Source organism: Flavobacterium tagetis (assembly GCF_016735615.1).
Classification (GTDB): Bacteria; Bacteroidota; Bacteroidia; order Flavobacteriales; family Flavobacteriaceae; genus Flavobacterium; species Flavobacterium tagetis.
On record NZ_JAERSF010000006.1, the window covers coordinates 43,677 to 70,011 of the forward strand.

The 26,335-nt window shown below is 35.4% G+C and carries 20 protein-coding genes; 13 read left to right on the plus strand and 7 right to left on the minus strand.

Translation table 11 applies throughout. From position 1 onward, the window contains the following. Positions 1-29: 29 nt before the first annotated feature. The 4 genes from JI750_RS21290 (at position 30) to JI750_RS21305 (ending at position 9,665) form a co-directional block, all read left to right on the plus strand. Positions 30-1,160: an ABC transporter substrate-binding protein gene (locus JI750_RS21290; protein WP_202006424.1), complete on the plus strand. Its 1,131-nt coding sequence runs from the start codon at positions 30-32 to the stop codon at positions 1,158-1,160. 14 nt (positions 1,161-1,174) lie between these two features. Continuing rightward, on the plus strand, positions 1,175-7,468 hold the full coding sequence (locus tag JI750_RS21295; RefSeq protein WP_202006425.1) for an MBG domain-containing protein: 6,294 nt from the start codon (positions 1,175-1,177) through the stop codon (positions 7,466-7,468). A 29-nt stretch (positions 7,469-7,497) separates the two neighbouring features. Next, on the plus strand, positions 7,498-8,817 hold the full coding sequence (locus tag JI750_RS21300) for an OmpA family protein (RefSeq protein WP_202006426.1): 1,320 nt from the start codon (positions 7,498-7,500) through the stop codon (positions 8,815-8,817). A 251-nt stretch (positions 8,818-9,068) separates the two neighbouring features. After that, complete coding sequence (locus tag JI750_RS21305) at positions 9,069-9,665, plus strand: Crp/Fnr family transcriptional regulator (protein WP_202006427.1); 597 nt, start codon at positions 9,069-9,071, stop codon at positions 9,663-9,665. A 139-nt stretch (positions 9,666-9,804) separates the two neighbouring features. Here JI750_RS21305 and JI750_RS21310 read toward each other — a convergent pair whose 3' ends face one another. The 7 genes from JI750_RS21310 to JI750_RS21340 form a co-directional block, all read right to left on the minus strand. Beyond that, positions 9,805-10,176, minus strand: a complete 372-nt coding sequence (locus JI750_RS21310; protein WP_202006428.1) for a group III truncated hemoglobin — start codon at positions 10,174-10,176, stop codon at positions 9,805-9,807. A gap of 30 nt (positions 10,177-10,206) precedes the next feature. Continuing rightward, a complete protein-coding gene (locus JI750_RS21315) occupies positions 10,207-10,974 on the minus strand; it encodes an ABC transporter permease subunit (protein WP_202006429.1) in 768 nt (255 codons plus the stop codon). After that, the gene (locus tag JI750_RS21320; RefSeq protein ID WP_202006430.1) at positions 10,958-11,680 is read right to left on the minus strand and encodes an ABC transporter ATP-binding protein; all 723 of its coding nucleotides are present in this window, start codon (positions 11,678-11,680) and stop codon (positions 10,958-10,960) included. The genes JI750_RS21315 and JI750_RS21320 overlap by 17 nt, the downstream gene beginning before the upstream one ends. Beyond that, on the minus strand, positions 11,677-12,909 hold the full coding sequence (locus JI750_RS21325; protein ID WP_202006431.1) for a nitrous oxide reductase family maturation protein NosD: 1,233 nt from the start codon (positions 12,907-12,909) through the stop codon (positions 11,677-11,679). The genes JI750_RS21320 and JI750_RS21325 overlap by 4 nt, the downstream gene beginning before the upstream one ends. Positions 12,910-12,938: 29 nt before the next feature. Further along, complete coding sequence (locus JI750_RS21330; RefSeq protein ID WP_236673125.1) at positions 12,939-13,907, minus strand: nitrous oxide reductase accessory protein NosL; 969 nt, start codon at positions 13,905-13,907, stop codon at positions 12,939-12,941. An 87-nt stretch (positions 13,908-13,994) separates the two neighbouring features. Further along, positions 13,995-15,968 (minus strand): Sec-dependent nitrous-oxide reductase, encoded by a 1,974-nt coding sequence (gene nosZ / locus JI750_RS21335; RefSeq protein ID WP_202006432.1) that lies wholly within the window; start codon positions 15,966-15,968, stop codon positions 13,995-13,997. A 29-nt stretch (positions 15,969-15,997) separates the two neighbouring features. Next, the gene (locus JI750_RS21340) at positions 15,998-16,474 is read right to left on the minus strand and encodes a c-type cytochrome (protein ID WP_202006433.1); all 477 of its coding nucleotides are present in this window, start codon (positions 16,472-16,474) and stop codon (positions 15,998-16,000) included. A 123-nt stretch (positions 16,475-16,597) separates the two neighbouring features. Here JI750_RS21340 and JI750_RS21345 point away from each other — a divergent pair, with 123 nt between their 5' ends. The 9 genes from JI750_RS21345 (at position 16,598) to JI750_RS21385 (ending at position 26,330) form a co-directional block, all read left to right on the plus strand. Beyond that, positions 16,598-16,966 (plus strand): hypothetical protein, encoded by a 369-nt coding sequence (locus JI750_RS21345; RefSeq protein WP_236673126.1) that lies wholly within the window; start codon positions 16,598-16,600, stop codon positions 16,964-16,966. Positions 16,967-17,040: 74 nt separating this feature from the next. Continuing rightward, positions 17,041-17,886, plus strand: coding sequence for a FixH family protein (locus JI750_RS21350; RefSeq protein WP_202006434.1), 846 nt, complete (start codon positions 17,041-17,043; stop codon positions 17,884-17,886). A 60-nt stretch (positions 17,887-17,946) separates the two neighbouring features. Next, the gene (locus JI750_RS21355; protein WP_236673127.1) at positions 17,947-19,944 is read left to right on the plus strand and encodes a TonB-dependent receptor; all 1,998 of its coding nucleotides are present in this window, start codon (positions 17,947-17,949) and stop codon (positions 19,942-19,944) included. Between the two features lie 192 nt (positions 19,945-20,136). Then, the gene (gene nadA / locus JI750_RS21360) at positions 20,137-21,069 is read left to right on the plus strand and encodes a quinolinate synthase NadA (protein ID WP_202006435.1); all 933 of its coding nucleotides are present in this window, start codon (positions 20,137-20,139) and stop codon (positions 21,067-21,069) included. 28 nt (positions 21,070-21,097) lie between these two features. After that, entirely contained in the window at positions 21,098-22,612 is a 1,515-nt protein-coding gene (nadB, locus tag JI750_RS21365) for an L-aspartate oxidase (RefSeq protein ID WP_202006436.1), read from the plus strand. Positions 22,613-22,642: 30 nt separating this feature from the next. Beyond that, a complete protein-coding gene (ric, locus tag JI750_RS21370; protein WP_202006437.1) occupies positions 22,643-23,374 on the plus strand; it encodes an iron-sulfur cluster repair di-iron protein in 732 nt (243 codons plus the stop codon). Positions 23,375-23,388: 14 nt separating this feature from the next. Beyond that, the gene (locus JI750_RS21375; protein WP_202006438.1) at positions 23,389-25,512 is read left to right on the plus strand and encodes a ribonucleoside triphosphate reductase; all 2,124 of its coding nucleotides are present in this window, start codon (positions 23,389-23,391) and stop codon (positions 25,510-25,512) included. Further along, positions 25,493-25,660, plus strand: coding sequence for an anaerobic ribonucleoside-triphosphate reductase (gene nrdD, locus JI750_RS22135; RefSeq protein ID WP_202006439.1), 168 nt, complete (start codon positions 25,493-25,495; stop codon positions 25,658-25,660). The genes JI750_RS21375 and nrdD overlap by 20 nt, the downstream gene beginning before the upstream one ends. Continuing rightward, positions 25,614-26,330, plus strand: a complete 717-nt coding sequence (locus JI750_RS21385) for an anaerobic ribonucleoside-triphosphate reductase activating protein (RefSeq protein ID WP_369410046.1) — start codon at positions 25,614-25,616, stop codon at positions 26,328-26,330. Before nrdD ends, JI750_RS21385 begins: the two co-directional genes overlap by 47 nt. Positions 26,331-26,335 lie beyond the last annotated feature (5 nt).

Consider the following 26,335-nt stretch of genomic DNA (forward strand, 5'->3'; position numbering starts at 1 on the left):
TTTTGCCTCTATTTTTTTAATCTCATTTTATGGATAACGACATTAAAATAGGTATTTTACTTCCAAAGTCGCAACAGTATCCTTCATTAGATAAAGATTTTATAAGGGGTTTGAAACTCAATAATCTAAACGTAAAATTTTTTGTAGAAAGTATTGGTATTGGTGCAGATGAAAAACTAATAATTGATAAACTTCAGAAGTTTACTTTTCAAGAAGATATATCAATTGTTATTGGCTTTCTGGGACATCGTAATATACCTGAAGTCTATAAATATGCATCTAATAATGATATTTTATTATTGGTTGCAGATTTGGGAGCAACAACTCCTTATCAAACCTCTGAACACAAAGGAATATTTATAAATTCATTAGGACTAACTGATTCTTGCTATTTTTTAGGCCAATATTTTTCAAACAATGAATATCAGGTAGCAACTTCTACTTCTTATTATGATTCGGGATATGGTTTGCTTTCTGCATTAGAATATGCGTTTAAAGAAAAAACTCATTTTACGGGGCATTACATTACTCCTTTTATGCCAAGAGAAAATGAAGCGTTATATATGGATCAGATTATAAATACGCAGCAACCCAATGCTGTTTTTGCTTTTTATAGCGGTTTATATGCAGACGAGAATGCTGATTTTTTAAAACAAAATAAACTTACTCAAAAATATCCTTTTTATGTAACGCCTTTTTTTATCAATGATAAAATTTTGGATGAATATAAAAATAATCCCCATGAACTTTATGTAGTCAGCAGCTGGATGCAAAACGATACAGAGTCAGCAGATTTTACTTCGGGATATAAGGAAGTTTATAATGAAAATCCATCTCTATTTTCGGTTTTAGGTTACGAAAATGGTCTGATATTAAAGAATTTACTTTTAAATGCCAGAAATTTAGAAACAAGTTCTTTAATTGAAGAAATGCACAGATTAAATATTGAAGGCCCGAGAGGCACTATCCGATTTGATAAGGATACTAACAGAACACTATTTAACCATTATATATACCAATTAAACTTAGATCCCTTAAATAATATAAGCTTTAGAAAAATTGAAACATTGATAAACGATGGGGATTTTATTAAGGCTTTTGCCTCACAGACAAAACCTGATTATGTGGGAGGCTGGGACAATGCTTATCTATGTCATTAACTAAACTGTATGTTATGAAAAAAAAATTACTTTTATTTTTAACGTTCTTTTGCGTCTTTGGTTTACATCAAAATATAAAAGGACAAACTTTAGGGCCTGGTGATATTGCTTTTATCGGCTTTGATACTGGAGGCTTGGATGGTTTCAGCTTTATAGCCCTAAAAAATCTACCAGCAGGAGAAATTGTATACTTCACTGAAGAAGGTCTCGCTGCAGATGGTCCCACTGAATCTCGCTGGATCGGTAGTGGGGAGCCGCACATCAAATGGACAATACCACCTGGGGTAACTTGTGGAAAAATCATCTCAGTTATTGAAACTACTACAAACAATGTCTTTACAGTAACAGGTGGATCAACTTCTGATTTTGTAATTAATCCAGATGGAGCTACTTACAGTTTTAACCTATCTGCAGGCGATCAAATGCTAGCTTATCAAAGTACTGCTAATACCGTTAGACCTGCAATTTCGGCAGCCACGATTACTTTTTTAGCAGGTATTCATGGCGATTTTAATTCTCTCAATTATGATTCCACAACGCATTGGAATAGCCGCAGCATAACAACTGGTCTTGGAGGTGCTGAGAGTATCATACCGCCGGGATTAACTAACGGAGTGAATTGTGTTGCTTTATTTCCTGGGACCAATGAAGAAAGTCAGTATTTCGCAAAATATACAGGAACTTTAGTTGGTACTTCTGCTGTTTTAAGAGCTAGTATTAATAACTATACGAATTGGACTTTCACATCAGCAACTTCTGTTCCTCCTGGGACTACTCAAGGAATTTTACCTAGCAATTATACTCCAAATTTAACTTGTACAACAGTTCCATCAGTAACCACCACTGCTCCCGTAACAAACTACGGAGCTCTCACTGCTACATTAGGAGGTTCAAACACTGATGGTGGTGACACAATACTGAGTAGAGGTATTGTTTGGTCTCTTATGCCAAATCCTGTTATTGGCGGTTCGAATGTAACAAATTTGTCGGCAAGTATTGGTACTGGCACTTTTAGTGTAAATGCAACTTTGCTTCCTTCGGGAACTACTATACATTATGCGGCTTATGCATCGAATTCAGCTGGAATTACTTATGGCACTCCTGCATCATTTTTGACAAATGCACCCTTATCTGCTGTACAGTCACAAAAAAATGCTTGCAGTGGCGTTAACAACGGAACGGCGACAGTAACTCCTTCAGGAGGAAAAGCACCTTATACTTATGCATGGTCTACTGGTTCGACTGCAGCAACAATAACAGGTTTAATGCCATCTAATTATTCGGTTAATATAACAGATAGCGAAGGAAGCATGACATCCAAAACTTTTACTATAGGACAAGACTCGGCTATACAAGGACCATATACTGTTACTAATGTATCCTGTTTTGGAGGAAGTAATGGAGCCATAGATCTTACTCCTACAGGAGGAAGCGGATCATATACCTATAACTGGGGAGGCGGAATAACAACACAGGATAGAACAAATCTTGCTGCTGGCTCTTATTCTGTTACCATTACCGATTCTAACAATTGTAGCATGGTCGTAAGTAATATTGCAGTTGGCCAGCCTACAGCAGCACTTAACGGAACAACAAATGTAACCACTGTAGCATGCAACGGCGGAAGCACTGGAGCTATAGATCTTACACCTTCAGGAGGAACTGGACCTTATACTTTCCTATGGAATGATGGTATAACAACTGAAGATCGAGCAGGAATTCCAGTTGGCTCATACTCTGTTACAATAACCGATACTAATAGTTGTACTAAAACTATTAGTGATATCTTAGTTACTCAGCCTCCTTTGATTTCTACATCAGCAACTATAACTAATATTGCTTGTTTTGGAGGAAATACAGGAAGCATTGTTCTTAATCCGTCTGGTGGTGTTGGAGGCTATAGCTATTTATGGAATGATGGAGTGACTACACAAAATAGAACAGGACTAATTGCAGGCACATATAACGTAACAATTAGTGATGGCAATAGTTGTTCAAGACCTTTTAGCTATACTGTTAATCAATCTAATGCTGCACTTGGAGGAAATGTAACCGTAAGCAATGCTTCATGTAATGGCGGATCTAATGGTTCTATTGATCTTACACCATCTGGAGGTACGCCAGCCTATACGTACAACTGGAGTGATGGACCAACAACTCAAGATAGAACAGGACTTATTGGAGGAACATACTCTGTTACAATAAGAGATGCCTACAATTGCAGTTTTACTATAAGCAATATTGTTGTTGGTCAGCCGGCCACAGCTTTAAGCACATTAACTGGAGGAGGTCAAACAGACGTATCATGTAATGGTGGCGCGAACGGTACTGCAACAGTTGCCCCTACTGGAGGAACTCCTGGTTATACCTATTCTTGGGCACCTACTGGAGGAACTGCAGCAACAGCAACAGGTCTTGTAGCAGGCACTTACACTGTAACCGTAACCGATGCTAATGGATGCCAAGCAACAAGAAGCTATACTATTGGACAGCCAGCCTCAGCTATAAGCCTATTAACTGGAGCAAGCAAAACAGACGTAGCTTGCAGAGGAGGCAACAACGGTACTGCAATGGTTACCCCAACTGGAGGAACTGGAGCATATACCTATTCATGGGCACCTTCTGGAGGAACCGCAGCAATAGCAACAGGTCTTGCAGCAGGCACTTACACTGTAACCGTAACCGATGCTAATGGATGTCAAGCATTTAGAACCTTTGTTATTGCACAGCCTGCAGCAGTATTAAGTGCGGCGACTGGTGGAGGTCAAACCAATGTGTCCTGCTATGGAGGCGCTAACGGTACTGCAACAGTTGCACCAACTGGGGGAACTCCAGGTTACACTTATTCTTGGAATACAACTCCTATTCAAACAACTGCCTCTGCAACCGGACTTTCTGCTGGAACTTATACAGTAACAGTAACCGATTCCAAAGGATGTCAAGCAACTAGAAACTTTTCTATATCTCAGCCACCTGTACTTGCAGCAAGCAACGGTGGTCAAACCAATGTTTCTTGTAATGGAGGATCAAATGGTACAGCAACTGTAAATGTTACTGGAGGAACTGGAGCTTATACTTACTCTTGGGCTCCATCTGGAGGAACTGCTGCAACTGCATCTGGTCTTCAAGCAGGAATTTATACTGTAACGGTACAAGATGCTAATACTTGCCAGACTTCTCAGACCTTCAATATTTCAGAACCTTCAGTTTTAGACGCTACACAATCTCAAACAGATGTTTTATGCAATGGCGGAGCGACTGGAACAGCAACTGTTACCGCATCTGGTGGTTCTGGCAACCTTACCTATTTATGGTCTCCATCTGGAGGAGCGGCAGCTACGGCTACTGGACTTTCTGCTGGTACTTACACTTGTAAAATTACAGATGCTAACAGCTGTTTTATTACTAAAACTTTTATCATTGGTGAACCATCTGCACTAAATGCGACTACATCTCAAATAGATGCGACTTGTTCTACTGGCGGTCAAGCCACAGTAACACCATCTGGAGGTGTGGGAGGTTATAGCTATTCTTGGTCACCTTCTGGAGGAGCTGCTGCTACAGCAAGCGGATTAACAGCTGGTACTTATTACTGTGTAATCACAGATGGCAATGGTTGTTCTATTATGAGAAGCGTTACGATCAATACAACCAATACCCTAGTCGCTACTACTGGTAAAACTGATTTGCTTTGTAATGGAGCAAATACAGGCTCTGCTTGGGTTACTCCATCAGGGGCTCCTGGACCGTTTACCTACGAGTGGACTCCAAATGTAGGAAACACTGAGACAGCTACCGGCCTTACTGCAGGAAATTATTCTGTAAAAATTATCGCTAGCAATGGATGCTCTATTGTGAAAAACTTTACTATCGCTCAACCATCAGCTATTGTAATAACGCCAGGCGCAAAAACAAATGTTAGCTGCAATGGCGGAAACAATGGTTCTGCAAGTATTTCAGCAACCGGAGGAACTGGCGTATATACGTATTCATGGGATACAACACCTGCTCAATCAACAGCTACTGCAACTGGTCTTAAAGCGGGAACTTACATCGTAACCGTAAAAGATGCTAACTCTTGTACTAAAACACAAAGTGTTACCATAACAGAACCAGATGCCCTTATTGCTACAACATCTCAAACTGATGTTTCTTGCAATGGAGGTTCTAACGGATCTGCAACAGTAAATGTAACTGGAGGAACAGGACTTTATACGTATTCTTGGTCACCATCAGGAGGAACTAATGCAACCGCAAGCGGATTATCTGCAGGAACTTATACAGTAACTATAAAAGATGCTAACCTATGTCAGACTACGGCAAGCGTAACTATTACTGAGCCGTCTGCTCTTACAGCAACAATAGCAAAAACAGATGTTTTATGTAATCAAGCAAATAACGGAACAGCAACTGTAACTCCTTCTGGAGGAACTGGAACTTATACATACTCTTGGTCTCCGTCTGGAGGAACTGATGCAACAGCAACTGGATTAAGTCCAAATACTTATACCGTAACTGTTACCGATGCAAACGGATGTTTTGTATCCAAGTCGGTACAAATTACAGAACCTACAGCTCTTTCAGCAACATATACCAAAACCAATGTTACTTGTAACGGAGGTGATAATGGTACAGCATCTGTAACTGCAATTGGAGGAACTGGAAACTATACCTATTCTTGGTCTCCATCTGGAGGAACTGCTGCAACAGCAACTGGTCTTACTGCAGGAGAATACATTGTAACTATTACAGATGAAAACTCATGTTCTACTAGTAACACCATCACCATTACTCAACCTGATGCTTTGGCCTTAACTACAACTCCTGTGGCAGTATCTTGCCATAACGGAAATAACGGATCGGCTACAGTAAGCGTAACAGGAGGTACAGGGGCTTATACTTACTCTTGGGCTCCATCTGGCGGAACAGCTGCTACAGCAACTGGTCTTGTAGCTGGAACTTACACTGTAACTATTACAGATGATAATTCTTGTACAGCTACTGCAACTGTTGAGGTAACTCAACCTGCTAATCCAGTTAATTTAAATACTGCAGTTGTATCAGGAATAACTACAACTGGTGCTTCATTATCTGGTACTTCATCTTCTACTGGAATTAATGTTGATAGCGGATCTTGCTTGACAGAAGTTGGTTTTGTATATGCACAACATGCCAACCCTACTACAGCCGATACTAAAATTAATGTTACCGCTGCATTAGGAACATTTACAAACTCTTTATCTGGACTTAGAGGAAATAGAACTTATTACGTTAGAACTTATGCTGTAAACAGTAATGGTTTTATTAATTATGGAAACGAAGTAAGTTTTACAACACAAAAGTATACTCTTACTATAGCTGCAGCAGCAGGTCATACCAAAGTGTATGGCACAGTAGATCCTGTATTCAATTACACAGCTTTAGGCTTTGCTAACGGAGATACAAACTCAATACTTACTGGTCTGCTTTCGAGAGATGCTGGAGAAAATGTTGGAAAATACAACATTAAACTAGGAACAATAAATCCTGGTGCAGATTATGTAATTGCTTTTACAGGTGCTGAATTTGAAATTACTAAAGCTAACCAAACTATTACTTGGAACCAAACTTTAGAATTTGGATGCGCAGATTCAAACAATGTAACTTTAACAGCAACAACAGACAGTGGTTTACCAGTTTCTTATGCCATTGCAAATGCAGCATTAGGAACAATTTCTGGATCAACATTAAATATTACAGGTTCAGGAAATTCAACCATTACAGCAACGCAAAATGGAGATCAGAATCATAATGCAGCTACAGCCGTTGTTAAACCGATAGAAATAAGCCAATCTGGGCTTGTTATACAGCAATGGGCAAATGTTCTATTCTTTGATAATAAATCTAACAATTATGTAGCTTGGCAATGGTACAAAAACGGAGCAGCCATTTCTGGCGCAACTCGTCAATATTATAGCGAAATTGTACCATTAAACGGCACTTATCATGTAATTGCAAAAGACAAAAACGGAAATTCAATTAAATCATGTCCAATTGAAACAACTGGAACGGTTTTCACCAAGAAAATCAAAATCTATCCTAACCCAGTTAAACCAGGAGGTGAATTTACTTTAGAGTGTGATTTTAGCGAATCTCAACTTAGCGGATCTGAGGTAGTTATTTATGACATCGCAGGAAAATTAGTGCAAACTATTTCAAATGTAAAAGCCAAAAATCAAATTATCGCTCCTTCGCAAACAGCCTTATACATTGTTGTTCTTAAACTGGCTGATGGTCAGCTAAAAACAATCAACTTATTGGTTAAATAAAAATGAGATTTAATTTAAAATTACAAGCAATGAAAATTAAAGCCACCATAGCTATACTAACACTGTTTAGCGTCACGATAAAAGCACAGGAAATCAATTTTAAAATTAACGGCGGTCCGTCTGGAATTCTATACGATAGCAATATCGGAGACGGTAAACTAAAATTTGGCGGAGGAATAGGTGTTGGATACACCTATTTCTTCAGCGATCACTGGGGAATCTCAACTGGAGTTGATGTTACTTACAATCAAAATAGTTTTGAATTGAATAATGGAACTACCATCTCAACTTATGAAGTCGATGACCAGACTTCTGCATTTGAATATCAGGTAACTCCAACTAACTACAAAGAAGATCAGCACTTTATTGGTTTCGCAATTCCCTTAATGATGCAATACAGAACATCAATTGCTTCTCAGACACAATTGTATTTCGGATTTGGAGGAAAAATTATGTTTCCGGGAAAACAAACTGTAAAAGCTTCGGCTTCTGAATTACAGCTTAGCGGTTACTATCCTGATATAAATCTTTTGATAGATGATCTGCCTTCTCACGGATTTGGAAAAGTAACCAACTGGCAGGATAAAACTACTGTAAGTTTAGATCCAGCTTTTATGTTAAGTTTTGAAACTGGTCTTACATTCAAACTAGCAGAAAAAACAAAGCTTTACACAGGTTTGTACGTTGATTACGGTTTAACAGATTTGGCAAAAGAAACTGCAAATACCAATATTGTAGCTTACAACCCGAACGGACTTGACAATATTCAGGTAAACGGTACAATTGGAAATGGCAAAATCGTTCAGGAAAGCCGTTACCTATCTGCTGGAATCCAACTGAAATTAGGTTTTTCATTAGCCAAAGACAAACCAGAACCTGTACAGCCAAAAGCAGAACCAGTTACTCAGACAGAAACAGCCCCTGTTCAGAAAGAGGTTCCTGTACAGCAAAAAGTTGTAGAAGCAGTTCCCACTAAAAAAGAACTGACAACACAGGAACGCAATTATATAGAAAAACAGCCTCTTGCTTTCCAAGAAGTTGGAAATACCAACGTAACGCCAGAACTTGCTTCAAGATTAGATGAAATTGCTAAAATTCTAAAATCAAACAAAGACACAGATCTGAACATTACTGGATATACTTGTGATATAGGAACTGAAAAACGTAATCTTGAAATTGGAATGAAAAGAGCGCAAGCAGTTTCAGATTATTTACAGAATAAAGGAATTGAGTCTAATCGTATGCATTTATTCTCAAAAGGAGAAAGTGAACCTCTAGTTCCAAATACCCCAGCGGAAAACAAGCCTCTAAACAGAAGAGTTACTCTTGTATTAGTTGACGGAAAATAATTTTTTTAATCTACAATCGTAAAAGCATGATAAAAGAGTTTCCTTCTCTTTTTCATGCTTTTTCTTTTTTATTTCTTATCGTAAATCATATCAGTAGTTTCTAAAATTGCATTAGAGTATATTTTAATTTAAAAACAATTCAAAAGCTAACAAATATCATGTTTTCTTTTTTGTTTAATACCTTTCTTTGTTTTAATTAAAACTATTCCAGACACTTAACCAATTCTTTACAACGTATTAATTGTTTAGCCATGCATATTGATACTGACTTACTTTACACTTGGGGAGCTGTAGCTAAAAAGATTCCCAAAAACTCCATTATTTTCTTCGAAAATGATGTGGCTGTTTCTTATTTTCAAATTTTAGAAGGAACTGTAAAAATGAGTTACACCAATGAAGATGGTAAAGATTTGACAGTTGGCATTTTTAATGAAGGAAATAGTTTTGGCGAACCGCCACTTTTTATCGGACAACCCTACCCTGCTTCTGCAATTGCTCAAACAGATTGTGTTATTTTAAAACTATCCAAAAACAACTTTTTTTCATTTCTTGAAGAAAACCCTGAAATGCAATTTAAGATACTCAAGTTATTTGCATGGAAAATCTATAACAAGATTGTATTTTCTAAAAATATAGTCAATCATAAACCTGAATATCGCATTCAGTATTTTTTAGATAATTTAAAAAAACAAAACAATATAGCCAATTCAATAAAAATGAAAATTCCGTATACGAGACAAGAAATTGCAGATTTTACAGGTCTTCGGGTAGAAACCGTAATACGTACATTATCGCTTATGAGCAAGAACAAAAAAATTGAAATTATAGATCACAAATTATTTTATTAATTTGATGTCTTATGATTTGAGTCATACCAAAACAAGACGATTTTTTCTTTTTTTGTATAAGGTTAAAAGAAATTATTAATTCATCTCTTATATCTTTAAAAACTAAAAACGGGAACTTTTTTGAGTTCCCGTTTTTATATTAAGAAATGACTTTGTTCATCATCCATTTAGAAATATTCTCTGCCCTTACTTTTATCTCTTCAGCTTTTTCTCCTTCAAACAAATCATTTACCGTTTTTTTCCAAAGTTGGGTCCAATGTTTAAAATGGACTTCTGTAAGCGTACTTTTCTGGTCTAACATTCGATGTTTCAACATAGGATTTCCATCAAAATTTCCAGTATGAAAAATAATATTATCCCAAAAATCGTACATAATCGGAAGATGTTTCTCCCAGTTTGTCATCGCAATTTCTGTAAACAAATATCCTATAGTCGAATCTGTTTTTACTTTTAAATAAAAAGCGTCGACCAATATGGTTATATCATCTTTATTTCTAATATCTGTTTTCATATTTTTTTGATTCTGAGTGAATATAAAACATTAAAGATCTTTGCGGTCAAATTTTCTAATCGAAATTAGAAACGGAACAACAATCCATAAAACGAGTAATAAGAAAGAAACCAACAAACCAATAGCTGTTCCAAAAAAATCTTTAAATATAGCTCCAGTATATCCCATCATAGCAGACTGATCCAAATGAAGCAATATCTGTATTCTGGCCAAATCAATCGGACTCGAAGCTGTAATACCAACCATGGCTTCTTCTATTGGATATTCTGCAAATTGAAACAAAAGAAACAACACCAATGCATCAAACAATATAGCAAAATACATCCAAAATAAAATGGCCAAACCTATTCCTTTTGCTTTATCTCGAGTTAGAATACAGCTCAAAAAAGCCAATGAAACAAAAACAATCGAAATTAAACTTCCCGACAAAAGCATCATTAATCCTGCCATGCCTGGAGCATTTAGCAAAAGCGGAATTCCTGCACCAAGAAAAAAAGCCAAAAACATTGCTATGGAAAGACCAGCAAACAAACTAATCCAGATTTTTTTTCTTTTAATGGGCTGGCTTAGCAGAAGCTCTATAAATTCTGAACTATTGTAAATATAAATAGTCGAAAAAAGAATAGATACCAACGGAACTGTAAATAAAATTACATTCAAAATCGTCAATAAACCTTTTGCCGTATTGTCTTCAAGCATAAAAGATCCCCAAGAAAGCAATGCCAGAATTAAGGCATAACTCACAATAATCTTATTTTTAAGAATATCCAATAAGACAATTTTAATTATTCTGTTCATGCTGTTTTTCTTTTAATATGGTAGCGATAGATTTTGAAATTTTGGTCTCGCCTGTTGATTCCAAAAGGTCTTTAATCGTTTTATGAAAATGAACTTTTCCGTCCTGCATAAAAATAATCTGAGTAATCATATCGTCTAGTTCACTTAATAAATGCGAAGTAATCAAGATTAATTTTCCTTTGTTTTTTTCCTTAATGATTTTCTCCTTCAAAATTTCTGCAGCCAACGGATCTAGCCCTGCTGTAGGTTCGTCGAGGATTAAAACATCAGGATTAAAAAGAAAAGCCAATGTTGCACTTACCTTCTGTATTGTTCCGCCTGAGAGAGTTCGCATTTGTTTGTCGCTCATTTTATCCAGTTTAAAAGTCTTGATTAAATCTTCATCCAACTCATTTTTCGAGTTTCTAATTTGCTTGATCATGGCTATAATCTGAGCGATTGTCATATTGTCGGGATAACGCCCAATTTGAGGCATATACCCTATTCTGTTTCGATATTCGAACTTCTTTAAGATAGATTCATCATGCAGCAAAACATCACCGCTATCAGGCAGTACCATTCCTAGAATCGATTTTATTAAAGTAGTTTTTCCGCAACCGTTTGGGCCAATAAGCGCAATGCATTCTCCTGCTTTAAACTCAAGGTTTACATCTTGCAAAACTTGTAGTCTTCCAAATTTTTTATTAATATTTTTTAAAGTAATCATAATACAAGAGATTTCATTTCGGGAGATTCATCTACAAAGTTGTCGGGTGTTATACTCGGAAGGATTTTTTCTGATTTATCCAAAAGCGTAATCATAAAACTTCGGAACAAAAGCATAGCCGATGGATTGTTTTCGGTAATAACAGCAAAAAGACTAAGCGGATGAAACGGCACATCGCCAATTCCGTCATGATTCAAATCATAACCCTCATATTTATCCCAGTAATTATTATTGAAATGATTCAAAACCAGACTTCCATTAGTGCTGATGTCAAAAGTATTGGAGAGAAAATTATTAAACGAAATCACATTATCCATACAGCTTGCCTGCACTTTCATTCCCCATCCATTATCTTTAAAAATATTCTTCTCCAATTTTACACGGCTCGTTCCTTCCATATAAATTCCTGAAGTATTACGAATAAATTTATTTCCAATAATGTAACTATCTGAAATTTCTTTGAGCAGTAAACCATAAGCCGCATCACCCCAATTCTCTTCAAAATAATTGTTGAACATTTTTACATTTTTGGTAAACATAACCGCTACTCCCGCTCCATTATTTTTAAAAACATTGCCTATGTAAGCATCATCATTAGAGAACATAAAATGCAGTCCGTAACGGATGTTGGCTTTAGAGATATTTCGCCAAATAACAGAATTAGAAACAAACTCAAAATAAATTCCGTCCCGATGCCCAGAAATTTTATTCCCAATAATCTGCATGTTCTCGCTTTTCCAGCAATGAATTCCATTTCCAATGCGTTGTTCTTCTTTTTGATATGCTTTTATGATATTATTTTTTACAATGCAGTTTGTGCCTTTTTGGACATAAATGCCGAAAAAATTATTCTCCAAAAAATTATCTTTTACGATAACTCCTGTTTTATTGTATATTTTAATTCCACAAGGATCATTCAAGGAAGCAAAACCAGAATTTATCACTTTAAATCCAGAAAAAACTACACTATCTGCTTTTATGGAAACCACTTCATATTTTTGCTGTCCGTCCAGAATTGGCAGATTTTTTCCCTGTAAAATCAGTTTTTTATCTATAATAATATTGCCTTCTCGGTAAACACCTTTATCAACTATAATAGTATCGCCAGACTTGGCAATTTCGATTGCCTTTTTGATTGTTTTTACAGCTTTGTTTGGGCCTACTTCAATTTTTTGTGACCAAAGACAATTAAACAATAATAGAAGTGAAAGGCAAAAATGCAGTTTCATGTTTTAAATATTTTAGTTAAGACTACATTTTAGTTATTCAAAATTGCTGCCCATTCTTTTTCTTCTCCTTTTGTTTGTGCCTCAAATGCTTTTGCCTCGCTTTTATTGGTAAAGGCAGCAATGTTCCCATTCATCGGACTTTTAATTGTTCCTCCTGAAACGAAAAAGGCACTTTCAACCGGAATTAGTTCATTACTTTTAGTGTAATCGTGTACATAATACTTCTTGATTTTAGTGTTATTATGTTCTTTAGAATAATGTGCCATACAGGCAATGTCATCAAACTTGTATACTCGTCCTTTCTCTGTAATAATTTCAGCTCCATGTCTGCCATCGCTAATTCCCATCATGCAGAAATCACAATTGTCAACATTTAGTTTTATAGGTACAGGTTTATCATTGGAACATGAAAAAAGAAAGGCTGGAGCAATCAGAATGCCCAAGAGCCGACCGTATGGTTTGGCAAATTTTTCTTTTATAATAGCTGCAAAAAGCAAAACTCCAACTGCAATCAGCAACCATCCACCAATATCAGGAATTGAATATGCTCCAAAATTTAATAATTGTTTGTATCCAAGCATTGGAGGCTGATAAGCCATTCCGGGAACTCTGATAGCAGCATTGGGATCTAGATTATGCCCATATTCGTAATTCCATCTGTAGAAATCGCATGCAGACAATATTCCAAACAACACAAAAGAAAAAAAGAAAACAAAGAGTCCTTTTCTTTTTGATTTCCACGCACAAGCAATTGAAACAACACCTAATCCTGCTAGAATAAACGGCAGAACTTTAAATTCAATAAAATCTTCTGTATGCAGAGTTTTCATTCCGATATAATGATTCAATCCGTTTATAATATCTACATCACCAGCAATCTTAGAGGCATGAAGTTTCAAAACCAAACCTTCTGGATATTGAGGTGCTGTAAGTTCAATTTTCCAGATTGGAAAAAAAATAGCGCCAATCAATAAAAGCCCAGATAAAAAGAGCATCATTTTGGAAAAGGGGGATAATTTTTTATTTCTCATAATAATTCAAAATAAAAGGGAACAAAGAATACTTTGCTCCCTTAAGGTTACTGGCTATTCTTTTGGTAAATTGGTACCTACACTATAAGTAATTGGCACATTGCTTCCTGCTGGCGAAACTCGTACATAACCCTGCATTTCTTGATGCAGTGCACTACAGAAATCTGTACAATAGAATGGGAAAATTCCTTTTTTCTGAGGAATCCATTTTAATGTTAAGGTTTCTCCTGGCATAATAAGCAATTCGGCAGTATTTGCACCTTTGATTGCAAATCCGTGAGGAACGTCCCAGTCTTGCTCCAGATTCGTAACATGGAAATAAACTTCATCTCCAACTCGAATTCCTTCGATATTATCTGGCGCAAAGTGAGAACGGATACAAGTCATATAAATATGTACTTTATTGCCCTCTCTAACCACTTTGGTTTCTTTTTCACCTTTAGTCGCATATGCATGGCTGTTTTCTGCAATTTTGTAATACTTCAACTGTCCGTTATTTATTACTTTTTCTGCTGGAATACCTTGTGCATAATGCGGTTCACCAATAGTAGGATAATCTAAAAGCAATTTCATTTTATCTCCACTAATATCAAATAACTGAGCACTTTGTGCTAATTCTGGACCAGTTGGCAAGAAACGATCTTTAGTAATTTTGTTGTAAACCACCATGTATTTTCCAAATGGTTTTTCTGTATTTCCACCAGGAACCATTAAGTGTCCAGGAGAATAATAAGTTGCTTTTCTATCTAAAACTTTTAAGTCTTTAATGTTCCATTTCACTACTTCAGACGAAACGAACATTGTGGTATAAGCATTTCCTTTTCCATCAAATTCTGTGTGAAGAGGTCCTAAACCTGGCTTTTGAACTTCTCCATGAAGAGCAGCTTCATATTTCACAACTGGAATTCCAGCATAATTGCCATCAAACTGCTTTTTAGCAATAGCATCTTTCAATTTTGTAAAACTGAATACAGGAATTAAAGCTGCCAATTTTCCACTACCTACAATATATTCTCCTGTCGGATCAATATCACAGCCGTGAGGCGATTTCGGACATGGAATCATGTAACAGATATCCTTAAGTTCTGAAGCATCTAGAGTAAGTACTTCATTTTTAATTTCAGATTTAGCAGTTTGTGTTTTTTCATCCCAAGTATTGTGGGCATATTTTGCGGGAATTCGTTTTCCTTTTCCAGCTTTTATATATTCTTCTGCTTTTTTCCAATTTACCGCCATGATAAAATCCTTATCATTCTTAGAAGCATTAACCTCCAATAAGGTATTGGCTTGTTCTGTATTATAGCATGAGAAGAAAAACCATCCATGAGATTCTTTTTTACCGGGGTGGCTAAGGTCAAAATTCACACCTGGAGCTACAATTTGAAAAGCAAGATCCAATTCTCCTTCTTTTCCAACTTTCACAAAACTTAGATATCCTTTGAAATTTTTCTTGTAGGTATTAATTGGAACATCTCCATTATCATTATCTGCAGGAACACTAAAACGGCTTGCACCTACAACATATTCTGTATTTTGGGTAATAAATGGCGAAGAGTGATTTCCTCCGCAATTTGGAAGCTCGATAATTTCTGCTGTTTTAAACGTTTTCAAGTCAATACGTGCAATACGTGGCGTATTATTGGCATTGGCAAAAATCCATCTTCCATCAACTTCTCCATTTGTTTGCGATAAGTCCAAGTGATGCTGATCATCCCAAGGCACATAACCATGCGAAGTATTCAACATAGGCTTTGTTTCTTCACTATAACCATAACCACTTTGCGGATCTTCAGAAAACACAGGCATTACTCTTAACAGTCTTCCGCTAGGAAGTCCATAAACACTGACCTGACCGCTAAAACCACCAGACACAAAATTATAGAATTCATCATATTTACCGGGTGCCACATATACTTTTGAGGCCGCATCACCTTCAACAGCATCCGTAGAATCTTTTGGTTTGCAAGAAACAAAAAGAGCGCACCCTAACGTAACAACGAAAATCGATTTTAAAAATTTATTTTTCATAAGGCTATTATTTTTTGATTTTGATTTCTTTATTTCACTCCATCATTCTGACGCATATATTCTAAAATAGATCTTGCTTCATCATCTGTTAGTCCTTGATTTGGCATACGAATCATACAAAGCTCTAGTTGCGCTTGCAATTCAGGATCTTTATCAATCATTGGGTCTGGATTGGTAATAAAATTCATGATCCATTGTGGTGTTCTTCTTTCTGTAACACCTTTCCATCCAGGTCCAACTAATTTTTCGTCAGTAGGTTTATGGCATGAGGTGCATTTTACTTCAGCAGTTTTAAGTCCTTTTTCAGCTAGTGCTTTATCTAAAGAAGCTCCTAACTCAACTGTCTCAAACTTTCCAATACCTCTTTTAGGATCATAGGATTCGGCATCAGCTGTTTTTTCTGTAGGAGCAGGAGCTGAAAAATCTTGGTCGGTATTTGACTTTTCTTTTCCGCATGATACCATAAGGAAAAAACCAAACATTGTTAATAGGAATAATTTGTTCATTACTTTGTTTTTAATTGTTAAACTTTTGATCAAAATTCTAAAACTTGTTTTTCACAAAGTATGATTACAATCATATCCTCAAAAAAAAGTTCATAATACCTTCGTATTCTCAAAAAACAGGTAATGAAGTTTTGCATTTACATATTTTTATTTGCAGTGGTATTTCGCCCAGCTTTTCCATTTCTGGATTATGTAATCAACTACCATTACATTTCAACTGAATTATGCGAAAACAAAAATGCTCCCGAACTTCATTGTAATGGAAAATGCCATTTGAAAAAAGAGCTGGCAAAAAGCTATAAAAATGATACGCCAGCTTCTAATGAAAAGAAAAGTGAAACAGCAGAAACTGTGATTCTGTTTATGGTACAAATACCAGTATTCTCTTTTGAAAAAAATAGAGTTTCTACTTTTATAGTAAATTCATTTTATAACAACTTATATTCTCATTTAGAGGCCGTCAACATCTTCCGTCCTCCGATTTTTATTTGATTTTTATTTCATTCTTTTCCTTCTATCGAATTTATTCGACAGACCTTTTATTATCATATTTAAATTAAAATCTCATGAAAATTTTAAAATACACAGCACTTTTATTTTTAGCAATTACCACATTCTCTTGCTCTTCTGATAACGATTCTTCTTCAACTCCAGTTGATGAAACAAGCGGACTTCATAAAATACAGGAAATCGCAAATGATACCCATATTATAGAATTATTCTCTTCAACAGGTTCTTTAGTTCAAGGTTATAATCATGTCTCGCTTAGAATAAAAGACAAGAAAACCAACAATTATATCCCTGATGCCGAAATCAATTGGACACCGTTAATGCATATGGCTATGATGCAGCACTCCTGTCCAAGATCTGAAGTAGAAAAAGTAGACAAGAAAACGGTATTTGAAGGAGATATCATTTTTCAAATGGCGCAAAACGAAACGGAATATTGGGAACTAAGCATTACATACAAAATTAATGGCGCAAGCTACACCGCAACTGACAAAATAAATGTTCCTGCATCTTCAAAACGAACTGTAAGCTCTTTTAAAGGAAGCGACGGAAGCAATTATGTAATTGCCTATATCGCACCATCTTCTCCAAAAGTCGCTATAAACGATATGACAGTGGGTATTTATAAAATGAAGGATATGATGACTTTTGAGGCTGTAAACAATTTCAAAATCAAAATTGATCCAAGAATGCCAAGTATGGGAAATCATGGTTCTCCTAATAATACTGATTTGCTTCAATCTGAAACCAACGGCTTTTATAAAGGAAAACTTTCTTTAACCATGACAGGATATTGGAAAATAAACCTTCAAGTTTTAAATGCTGATAATGAAGTTTTAAAAGGAGAAGCAGTTACAACAGACAATCCGTCAAGTAGTCTTTATTTTGAGATTGAATTTTAAATCTAAAAAATAACAAGAAAGAGACAAAAAACAATTTGTCTCTTTCTATTAAAGTATGAAATGATGAAAAATCTAACAGCAACCTTCTTGGCTGTATTTTCAACAATATGCTGGGCGCAGGAAAAACCAAATGATAGTCTAGAAACCGTAAAGCTTAACGAAATAATTGTCATTGGAAGTAAAACTTCTTTACATCTAAAACAATCAAAATCATTGACATCTGTAGAAGAATATCTCTCAAAATCATCAAAAGTAAATATGATCAAAAGAGGTGCTTATGCATGGGAACCAGTTATAAATAACATGGCCACAGAACGCACCGTGATTACAATTGACGGAATGCGCATATTTGGCGCGTGTACTGACAAAATGGATCCGATTACTTCTTATGTTGAGGTTTCAAACTTAGCTGAAGCCACCGTTGCATCAGGACAACAAGCTAGCTGTCACGGAGCAGGAATTGGCGGATCTGTCGATTTAAAACGCAATCAGTTTAGCGAGAAAAATACAGGTTGGAACGGCAGTTTAAATTCTGGTTTTGAAAGTAATAATCTGCAAAAGATTATTGGTGCTTCTTTAGGCTATAACAATTCTCGTTTTTATACCCATATCGATTTTATGCATCGAGATGCCGATAATTATAAAGCAGGCGGCAATAAAGAAGTTGCTTTTTCTCAATTTACCAAATACAACATTTCTGCCAGTACAGGTTATTTTATAAACAAACAGAATCTTTTAGAAGCTTCTGCAATTTATGACAAAGCTACTAATGTTGGCTACCCTGCTCTTCCTATGGATGTATCTTTAGCGGAAGCGAAAATTGTATCATTAAGTTATAAATACTTACTTAAATCGAGCTTCGTAACAAATTGGGAAACAAAAGGATATTTTAATTCCATCACCCATAAAATGGACGACACCAAAAGACCAAGCGTTCCTATACATATGGATATGCCAGGTTGGTCTGATACGTATGGATATTATTCCAAAATTAAAGGAAAAATTAAAAAGCATAGTTTTCTAGCTGATTTGAACGGATTTTACAATAAGTCAATTGCCGAAATGACAATGTATCCTTCTGATCCAAATGAAAATTTGATGTTTATGTATACTTGGCCAGATGTTAGAACTTTGTACAACGGATTGTCTTTAGAAGATAATATCAAAATTTCTGAAATTGAAAATATTCGAATTGGCGTTAATCTCGGATTTCAAAATAATACCATAGCAAATGATTTTGGATTAGCAAGTCTTCGCATTTTTTATCCTGATATGGATGCTTCAAAAAACCGCTTCCTGAAAAGTTTTGCAGCAAATTATGCCCAAAATAGGAAGCAATTTGAGTTCGGATTTGGTTTGGCTTACGCCGAAAGAGCCCCGTCGGTTTCTGAAGGCTATGGTTTTTACTTGTATAACAGCAGTGATTTTTACGATTATATTGGAAACCCCAATCTAAAAAATGAAAATGCCATTGAAGGAAACTTTTCTGTTGGATATAAAACATCACAATTAACCGCAAAAATTTCAGGCTCTTACTTCTACTTTTCAAATTATATAATAGGTAAAATTGATCCAAATACGCTTCCTATGACTATTGGTGCTTCCGGAGTAAAAAGATATGAGGCCATTGACAATGCCAAAATATTCAATACCGATTTTAATCTGACTTACGATTTTCTTGAAAATTGGCAATTCAAATCTCAGCTTACTTATAGTTCGGGAAAAGATAATGAAGGAAATAATTTGCCATTTATAAGTCCGATAAAATACAGCGCTGGAATCGATTTTAAGAAAGAAAAATTTAATGCAGGAATTAACGCTTTAGGAAATCTAACTCAAAATGAATTTGCAAAAACGTACGGACAAACCAAAACTTCAGATTATCTCATTTTTGGACTTAATGCAGGCTATGCTTTCAATTGGAATCAAAACATTTTAAAATTTCAAACCGGTGTCGAGAATATTTTTGATAAATATTACACCACTTATGCCGACTGGAACAAAATTCCGAGAATGGGCCGAAATGTCTTTGTAAATCTCACTTTTACTTTCAATTAAGATTCAATTATTAAGGTTAACATATACAAACAAATATAAAACAGTATGATTAGAATCATGTTTTGAAAAAAATGATGATAATATATTTACCCTATTAAAATTATGTATTAAAACATACTTTTTATACAATCTTAAAAAATAAACATCTATCACCTTTATAGGTTAGTGAAGCCAAAGATTCAAAAAAATAATATGAACAAGAACTTTTTAGTACAGGAAATAATCCGATTGAAAAAGGAAAAAAATGCCGTTATCCTAGCTCATTATTATCAAGATGAGGAGATTCAGGAAATAGCAGATTTTATTGGAGACAGTCTTGAATTGGCAAAAAAAGCTCAAAATACAAATGCTGATATTATCGTTTTTGCAGGAGTCCATTTTATGGCAGAAACAGCAAAAATTTTAAATCCAAATAAAAAAGTGGTATTGCCCGATTGGAACGCTGGCTGTTCGCTTGCTGATGGCTGTCCACCTGAAGATTTCAAATTATTCAAAGAACAGCATCCCGATCATATTGTGGTTACTTACATCAACTGTTCTGCACAAATAAAAGCCATGAGCGATTTAGTCTGCACATCGGCAAATGCCAAAAAGATAATCGAATCTATTCCGGCAGAACAAAAAATCATATTTGCTCCTGATGAAAATTTAGGCAAATATCTACAGAAAGAAACCAAACGCGAACTGGTCTTATGGAAAGGCTCTTGTGTTGTACATGAAGCCTTTTCATTAGACAAACTAATTGAAATATATAACAAAAACCCGACTGCAAAAATTGCAGCACACCCTGAATCTGAAGACCATATTTTAAAAGCAGCACATTACATTGGCTCGACTTCAGGAATTATTAATTTCATTAAAACGGATCCTGCTGCCGTTTTCATTGTGGCCACAGAAGCCGGTATCCTGCATGAGCTTACGAAAGCTGTACCTGATAAAACGCTGATTCCGGCTCCTACCACAGAAGACAACAGCTGTGCCTGCAGTGAATGTGCCTATATGAAAATGAATACACTCGAAAAACTGTATTCGTGTCTTAAAAATGAAAGACCTGAAATGCTGGTTGCTGAAGAACTGAGAACAGAAGCATTAAAACCTATAAAAAAAATGCTTGAACTCTCTTAAAAACAAAATAACTCTAAATCAAAATAACATGCTTAAAACAGATATACTTATCATCGGTTCTGGTATTTCGGGATTATTTTTTGCCATGAAAACGGCAAAAAAACGTCCAGACCTATCAATTGTTATAATGACGAAAGAAACAGCCAAAAATACCAATACAAGACTCGCACAAGGCGGTATTGCGGTAGTAACAGATCTTATAAAAGACAGCTTTAGTAAACATATACATGATACGCTTCGTTCTGGAGGCGGCCTATGTGATAAAGAAGTGGTTAATATGGTGATTAAACAAGCTCCGGAAAGACTTCAGGAATTAATTGAAATAGGAGCTTCTTTTGATAAAAATGAAAAAGGCCAATGGGATTTAGGTCTAGAAGGCGGACATTCACAACATAGAATATTACATCATAAAGATAGCTCCGGACAGGAAATCGAGCAGAAATTGCTCAAAATGATCAAGAAAATGCCCAATATTGAACTCTTAGAAAATCATATGGTCATTGACTTAAATACCGAAACAAAAAAAGCTAAAACAACTTGTACCGGAGCATTTTTCTTTGAAAAAAAACACAACCGTATTAAATATATTAGAGCTAGAACCATCGTTTTAAGTACAGGCGGATGCGGACAGCTTTTTGAAAATACAACAAATCCGAAAATTGCAACAGGAGACGGATTGGCAATTGCAGCGCGAGCAGGCGCAGAAATTGTTGACATGCAGTATATTCAGTTTCATCCAACGGCTTTATATACAGGAAAAGAAAATCCGTTGTTTTTAATTTCAGAGGCTGTTAGAGGTTTTGGAGCCCATATTGTTAATGAAGAAGGAAAAAGATTTTTATTTAAATATGATATCAGAGGCGAATTGTCTACACGAGATATGGTTTCTAATGCTATTAGTAAAGAGCTCCAATTAAGTGGAAAAAATCATGTTTATTTAGACTGCAGACATCTGGATCAGAAAGCTTTTGCAAATCAATTTCCAGTCATCACAGCACATTGCAACGAATTAGGAATCTATCCAGAAAAAGATTTAATTCCTGTTGTACCTGCAGCACATTATCAATGTGGTGGAATTAAAGTGGATCAAAATGGTGTTACTTCTATTAAAAATCTCTACGCTATTGGGGAATGTGCTAGAACAGGTCTTCATGGTAAAAACCGTTTGGCATCAAACTCACTTCTTGAGGCTATAGTATTTGCGCATCAAGCTTCAGAAAATGTAGATAGAACTATTGCTGAATTTATTTTTTCATCCCAAATACTAATTCCGAAGTTTCCGAAAGCTCATAATGTAGATGATTATCTCGCTTTTGAAATACTTAAAAAAGAATTACAAAAACTGGTTACCGCATATTACACAAGTGAAGAACGCGATGCAGAGTTAGCTTTTGAAAAAATAAAAGAGCTTCATAATTATGCCGTTTCACTTACAGAAACGCACGAAATTACGATTCCGTTTATAGAATTTTCAAATATGATTGCGGCTTCTTTGTTGATCATTAAACAATGTAAAACTGCGGCAGATCAAAAAATATGCTGAAACCAAAATTAATCTATACCCCCAACCATTATGAAACTAACATGCAAAACAACCATTGGTGAAATTGTCGCAGATGATTTCAAAACAGCAGCCATTTTTACAAAATTCCATATTGATTTTTGTTGCAAAGGATATCGAACTATCGAAGAAGTCTGCAAAAAAAGAGATATAGAAGAAAGTGTTCTTATAGAACACATTGAAAAAGCAAGAAGCAGTTCTGCTAATCAGTCTTTTGATTATAAAAACTGGACGGCAGATATGATTGCAGACTATATAACCAAAACCCACCATAGATATGTAGAAGAAAAGTCTCCTGTCATTTTGGAGTATTTAAATAAATTATGCGGTGTTCACGGTGCGATTCATCCAGAGCTTCATGAAATTCATACTATTTTTTCAAAAACGTATTTGGATCTCACAGCTCATATGAAAAGAGAAGAGTTGGTTGTTTTTCCTTTTATTAAAAAAATGAAAGCCGCACACAGTAAAGGTACAGAACTGGAAACACCGCCTTTTTTATCTATTGAAACGCCAATTGCAACTTTAAAAGACGATCATATTACAGAAGGTCAACGTTTTAGAAGAATTGCTGCTTTAACCAATAATTATACACCTCCTGTTGACTCGTGCAATACTTATAAAGTAGCATTTCTCATGTTAGAAGAATTTGATAAAGATTTAAAAAAACATATTCATCTGGAAAACAATATCCTGTTTCCAAAAGCAATTGAGCTTGAAAAAACATTTGAAAAAGTGTCTTAAATAAAAACAAAACCATGGAAAAATATGTAATCAAACGCAACGGAGATTATAAGCCTTTTGAAGCTTATAAAATTCAGGATGCCATTCAAAAAGCCTTTCAGAGCGTCAGTCAGCCAGTAGACAAGAGAATTTTCAAAACTGTTCTTTCTGGTCTTGAGGCAAAATACTCGTGGCCTGTAGAAGAAATTCAGGACATTATAGAAAGAGTGCTTTTTGAAAACGGATATTTCCAAACCATGCGTTCGTTTATAATTTATCGTCATACGAGAAAATTACAGCGAGAACATATTAACGGTTTAAACGATGACACCACTTATATAGACAGTACACAAACTGTTGAAGAATACATCAACCAATCAGATTGGCGAATTAATGCTAATGCAAATATTTCGTATTCAAACGCGGGACTAGTCAGCAATACCACAGGAAAAGTTATTGCCAATTATTGGCTGGATAAAATATATAATAAAGAAGAAGGTTCTGCTCACAGGAATGGCGACATACACATCCATGATCTGGATTGTCTTACCGGATACTGCGCTGGTTGGAGCTTGCGTGTGCTGTTAAATGAAGGTTTTAACGGCGTGCGTGGCCGTGTCGAGAGCAGACCTCCTTCTCATTTTAGAGAAGCATTGGGCCAAATGGCTAATTTCTTAGGAATTTTGCAAAGCGAATGGGCAGGTGCTCAAGCTTTTAGTTCTTTTGATACTTATTTAGCACCTTATGTTTTTAAAGATCAGCTTTCTTATGAAGAAGTCTTAAAAGGAATTAGAAGTTTCGTTTACAATCTAAATGTGCCTGCACGTTGGGGACAATCGCCTTTTACGAACATTACTTTGGATTGGAATGTTCCAGAAGATTTAAAAGAACAGATTCCGACTAGAAATGACGAACATTTATTTTTAAAAATTCAAGATCAAAATCTAATTGAAGAAGCTAAAAACAGAGGCGTTTCTAAATTGATAGATTTGAAATATGCTGATTTTCAAAAAGAAATGAATCTTATCAATAAAGCGTATTATACCATTATGACTGAAGGCGATGCCAACGGTCAACCTTTTACATTCCCTATTCCGACAGTAAATATTACCGAAGATTTTGATTGGAATGGCGAAAATGTAGATTTGCTTTTTGAAAATACGGCGAAAATTGGTTCGTCTTATTTCCAGAATTTTATTGGAAGCCAATATCTATTGGATGATAACGGGAATCGAATCGAAAATCCAGATGCTTATAAACCAAATGCGGTACGCAGTATGTGCTGCCGTTTACAGCTAGATTTAAGAGAATTGCTAAAACGCGGAAATGGTCTTTTTGGAAGTGCCGAAATGACGGGAAGTATTGGCGTGGTAACCATCAACATGGCTCGTCTTGGATATTTGCATAAAGGAAACATAATTAGTTTGTTCGAACATTTGGATGAATTGCTTCAAATTGCAAAATCGACTTTAGAGAAAAAAAGGATTTTTATACAGCAGATGTACGACCGCGGGCTTTATCCGTATACACAGCGTTATTTGAAACATTTTAGAAATCACTTTTCTACCATTGGCGTAAACGGAATGAATGAAATGGTTGTGAATTTTTCTGAAGGAAAACAAAATATAACCGACACTTCAGGAATACATTTCGCGACAGAAATTCTAGATCATATTCGACTGCGAATGAAAGAATTTCAAGAAGAAACAGGAAACCTTTATAATCTAGAAGCAACTCCAGCAGAAGGAACAACGTATCGTTTTGCAAAAGAAGACAAAAAACGTTTTCCAGAAATTCTGCAAGCGGGACAAAATGAAAACATATACTATACTAATAGTTCACAAATTCCAGTCGATCATACCGATGATCCTTTTGAAGCCTTATTGCTTCAAGATGAATTGCAATGCAAATACACTGGCGGTACAGTTTTGCATCTTTATATGAGAGAAAAAATTAGCAGTCCAGAAGCCTGTAAAAACTTCGTAAAAAAAGTTTTAACCAACTTTAAACTGCCTTATATAACCGTAACACCAATTTTCAGCATTTGCCCTATCCACGGCTACTTAAACGGAGAACATGAATATTGCCCAAAATGCGACGAAATTTTACTCAATAAAAACAATCAAAAACACTTGGCTTATGAAAACGAAAACGCTTAAAATTCTAGAAGAAAAAAAATCCCAAAGAAGCAAATGTTTGGTTTATACACGTGTAATGGGGTATCACAGACCTGTAGAAAGTTTTAATATTGGAAAAAAAGGTGAACACCAACAGCGTACACATTTCGAAGAAACCATCATCTATTAAAGGAATATTTAGCCTCACGCCTTTTACTTTATTAGATTATCCGCATAAAACGGCCTGCATTGTGTGGTTTGCAGGCTGTAACATGCGGTGCTTATACTGCTACAATCCAGATATTGTTTTAGGAAAAGGAAAAATAGATTTTGATGCTGTTCTTTCGTTCCTTAAAACCCGAAAAGGATTACTAGACGGAGTAGTTTTAAGCGGTGGCGAATGCACTTTACACAAAAAAATAATTGATTTTATAAAAGAAATCAAAACGATGGAATTTGCGGTGAAAATAGATACCAACGGTTCCAACCCAAAAATATTGAATAGCCTGATTCATCATCAATTAATTGATTATGTCGCGTTAGATTATAAAAGTCTTCCTCATACCTTTAAAAAACTAACGCAATCAGGCTTATTTTCAGAATTTGAAGAAAGTCTTTCTATTTTAATTCGGTCGAATATTTCATTTGAAGTTCGTACTACTTTTCATTCTTCTTTAATCAAAGAATCTGATTTTACAAAAATGATTGAATATCTTGAAAATCAAAATTTTGAAGGAAATTATTATGTACAGCATTTTATGAATAATGTGCCAACACTTTCAAAACTAGATCATTCAAATAAAGAAATACAACTTAAAAACTTTTCCACTCCAAAAATAAAAGTTATTTTTAGAGATTGACAACT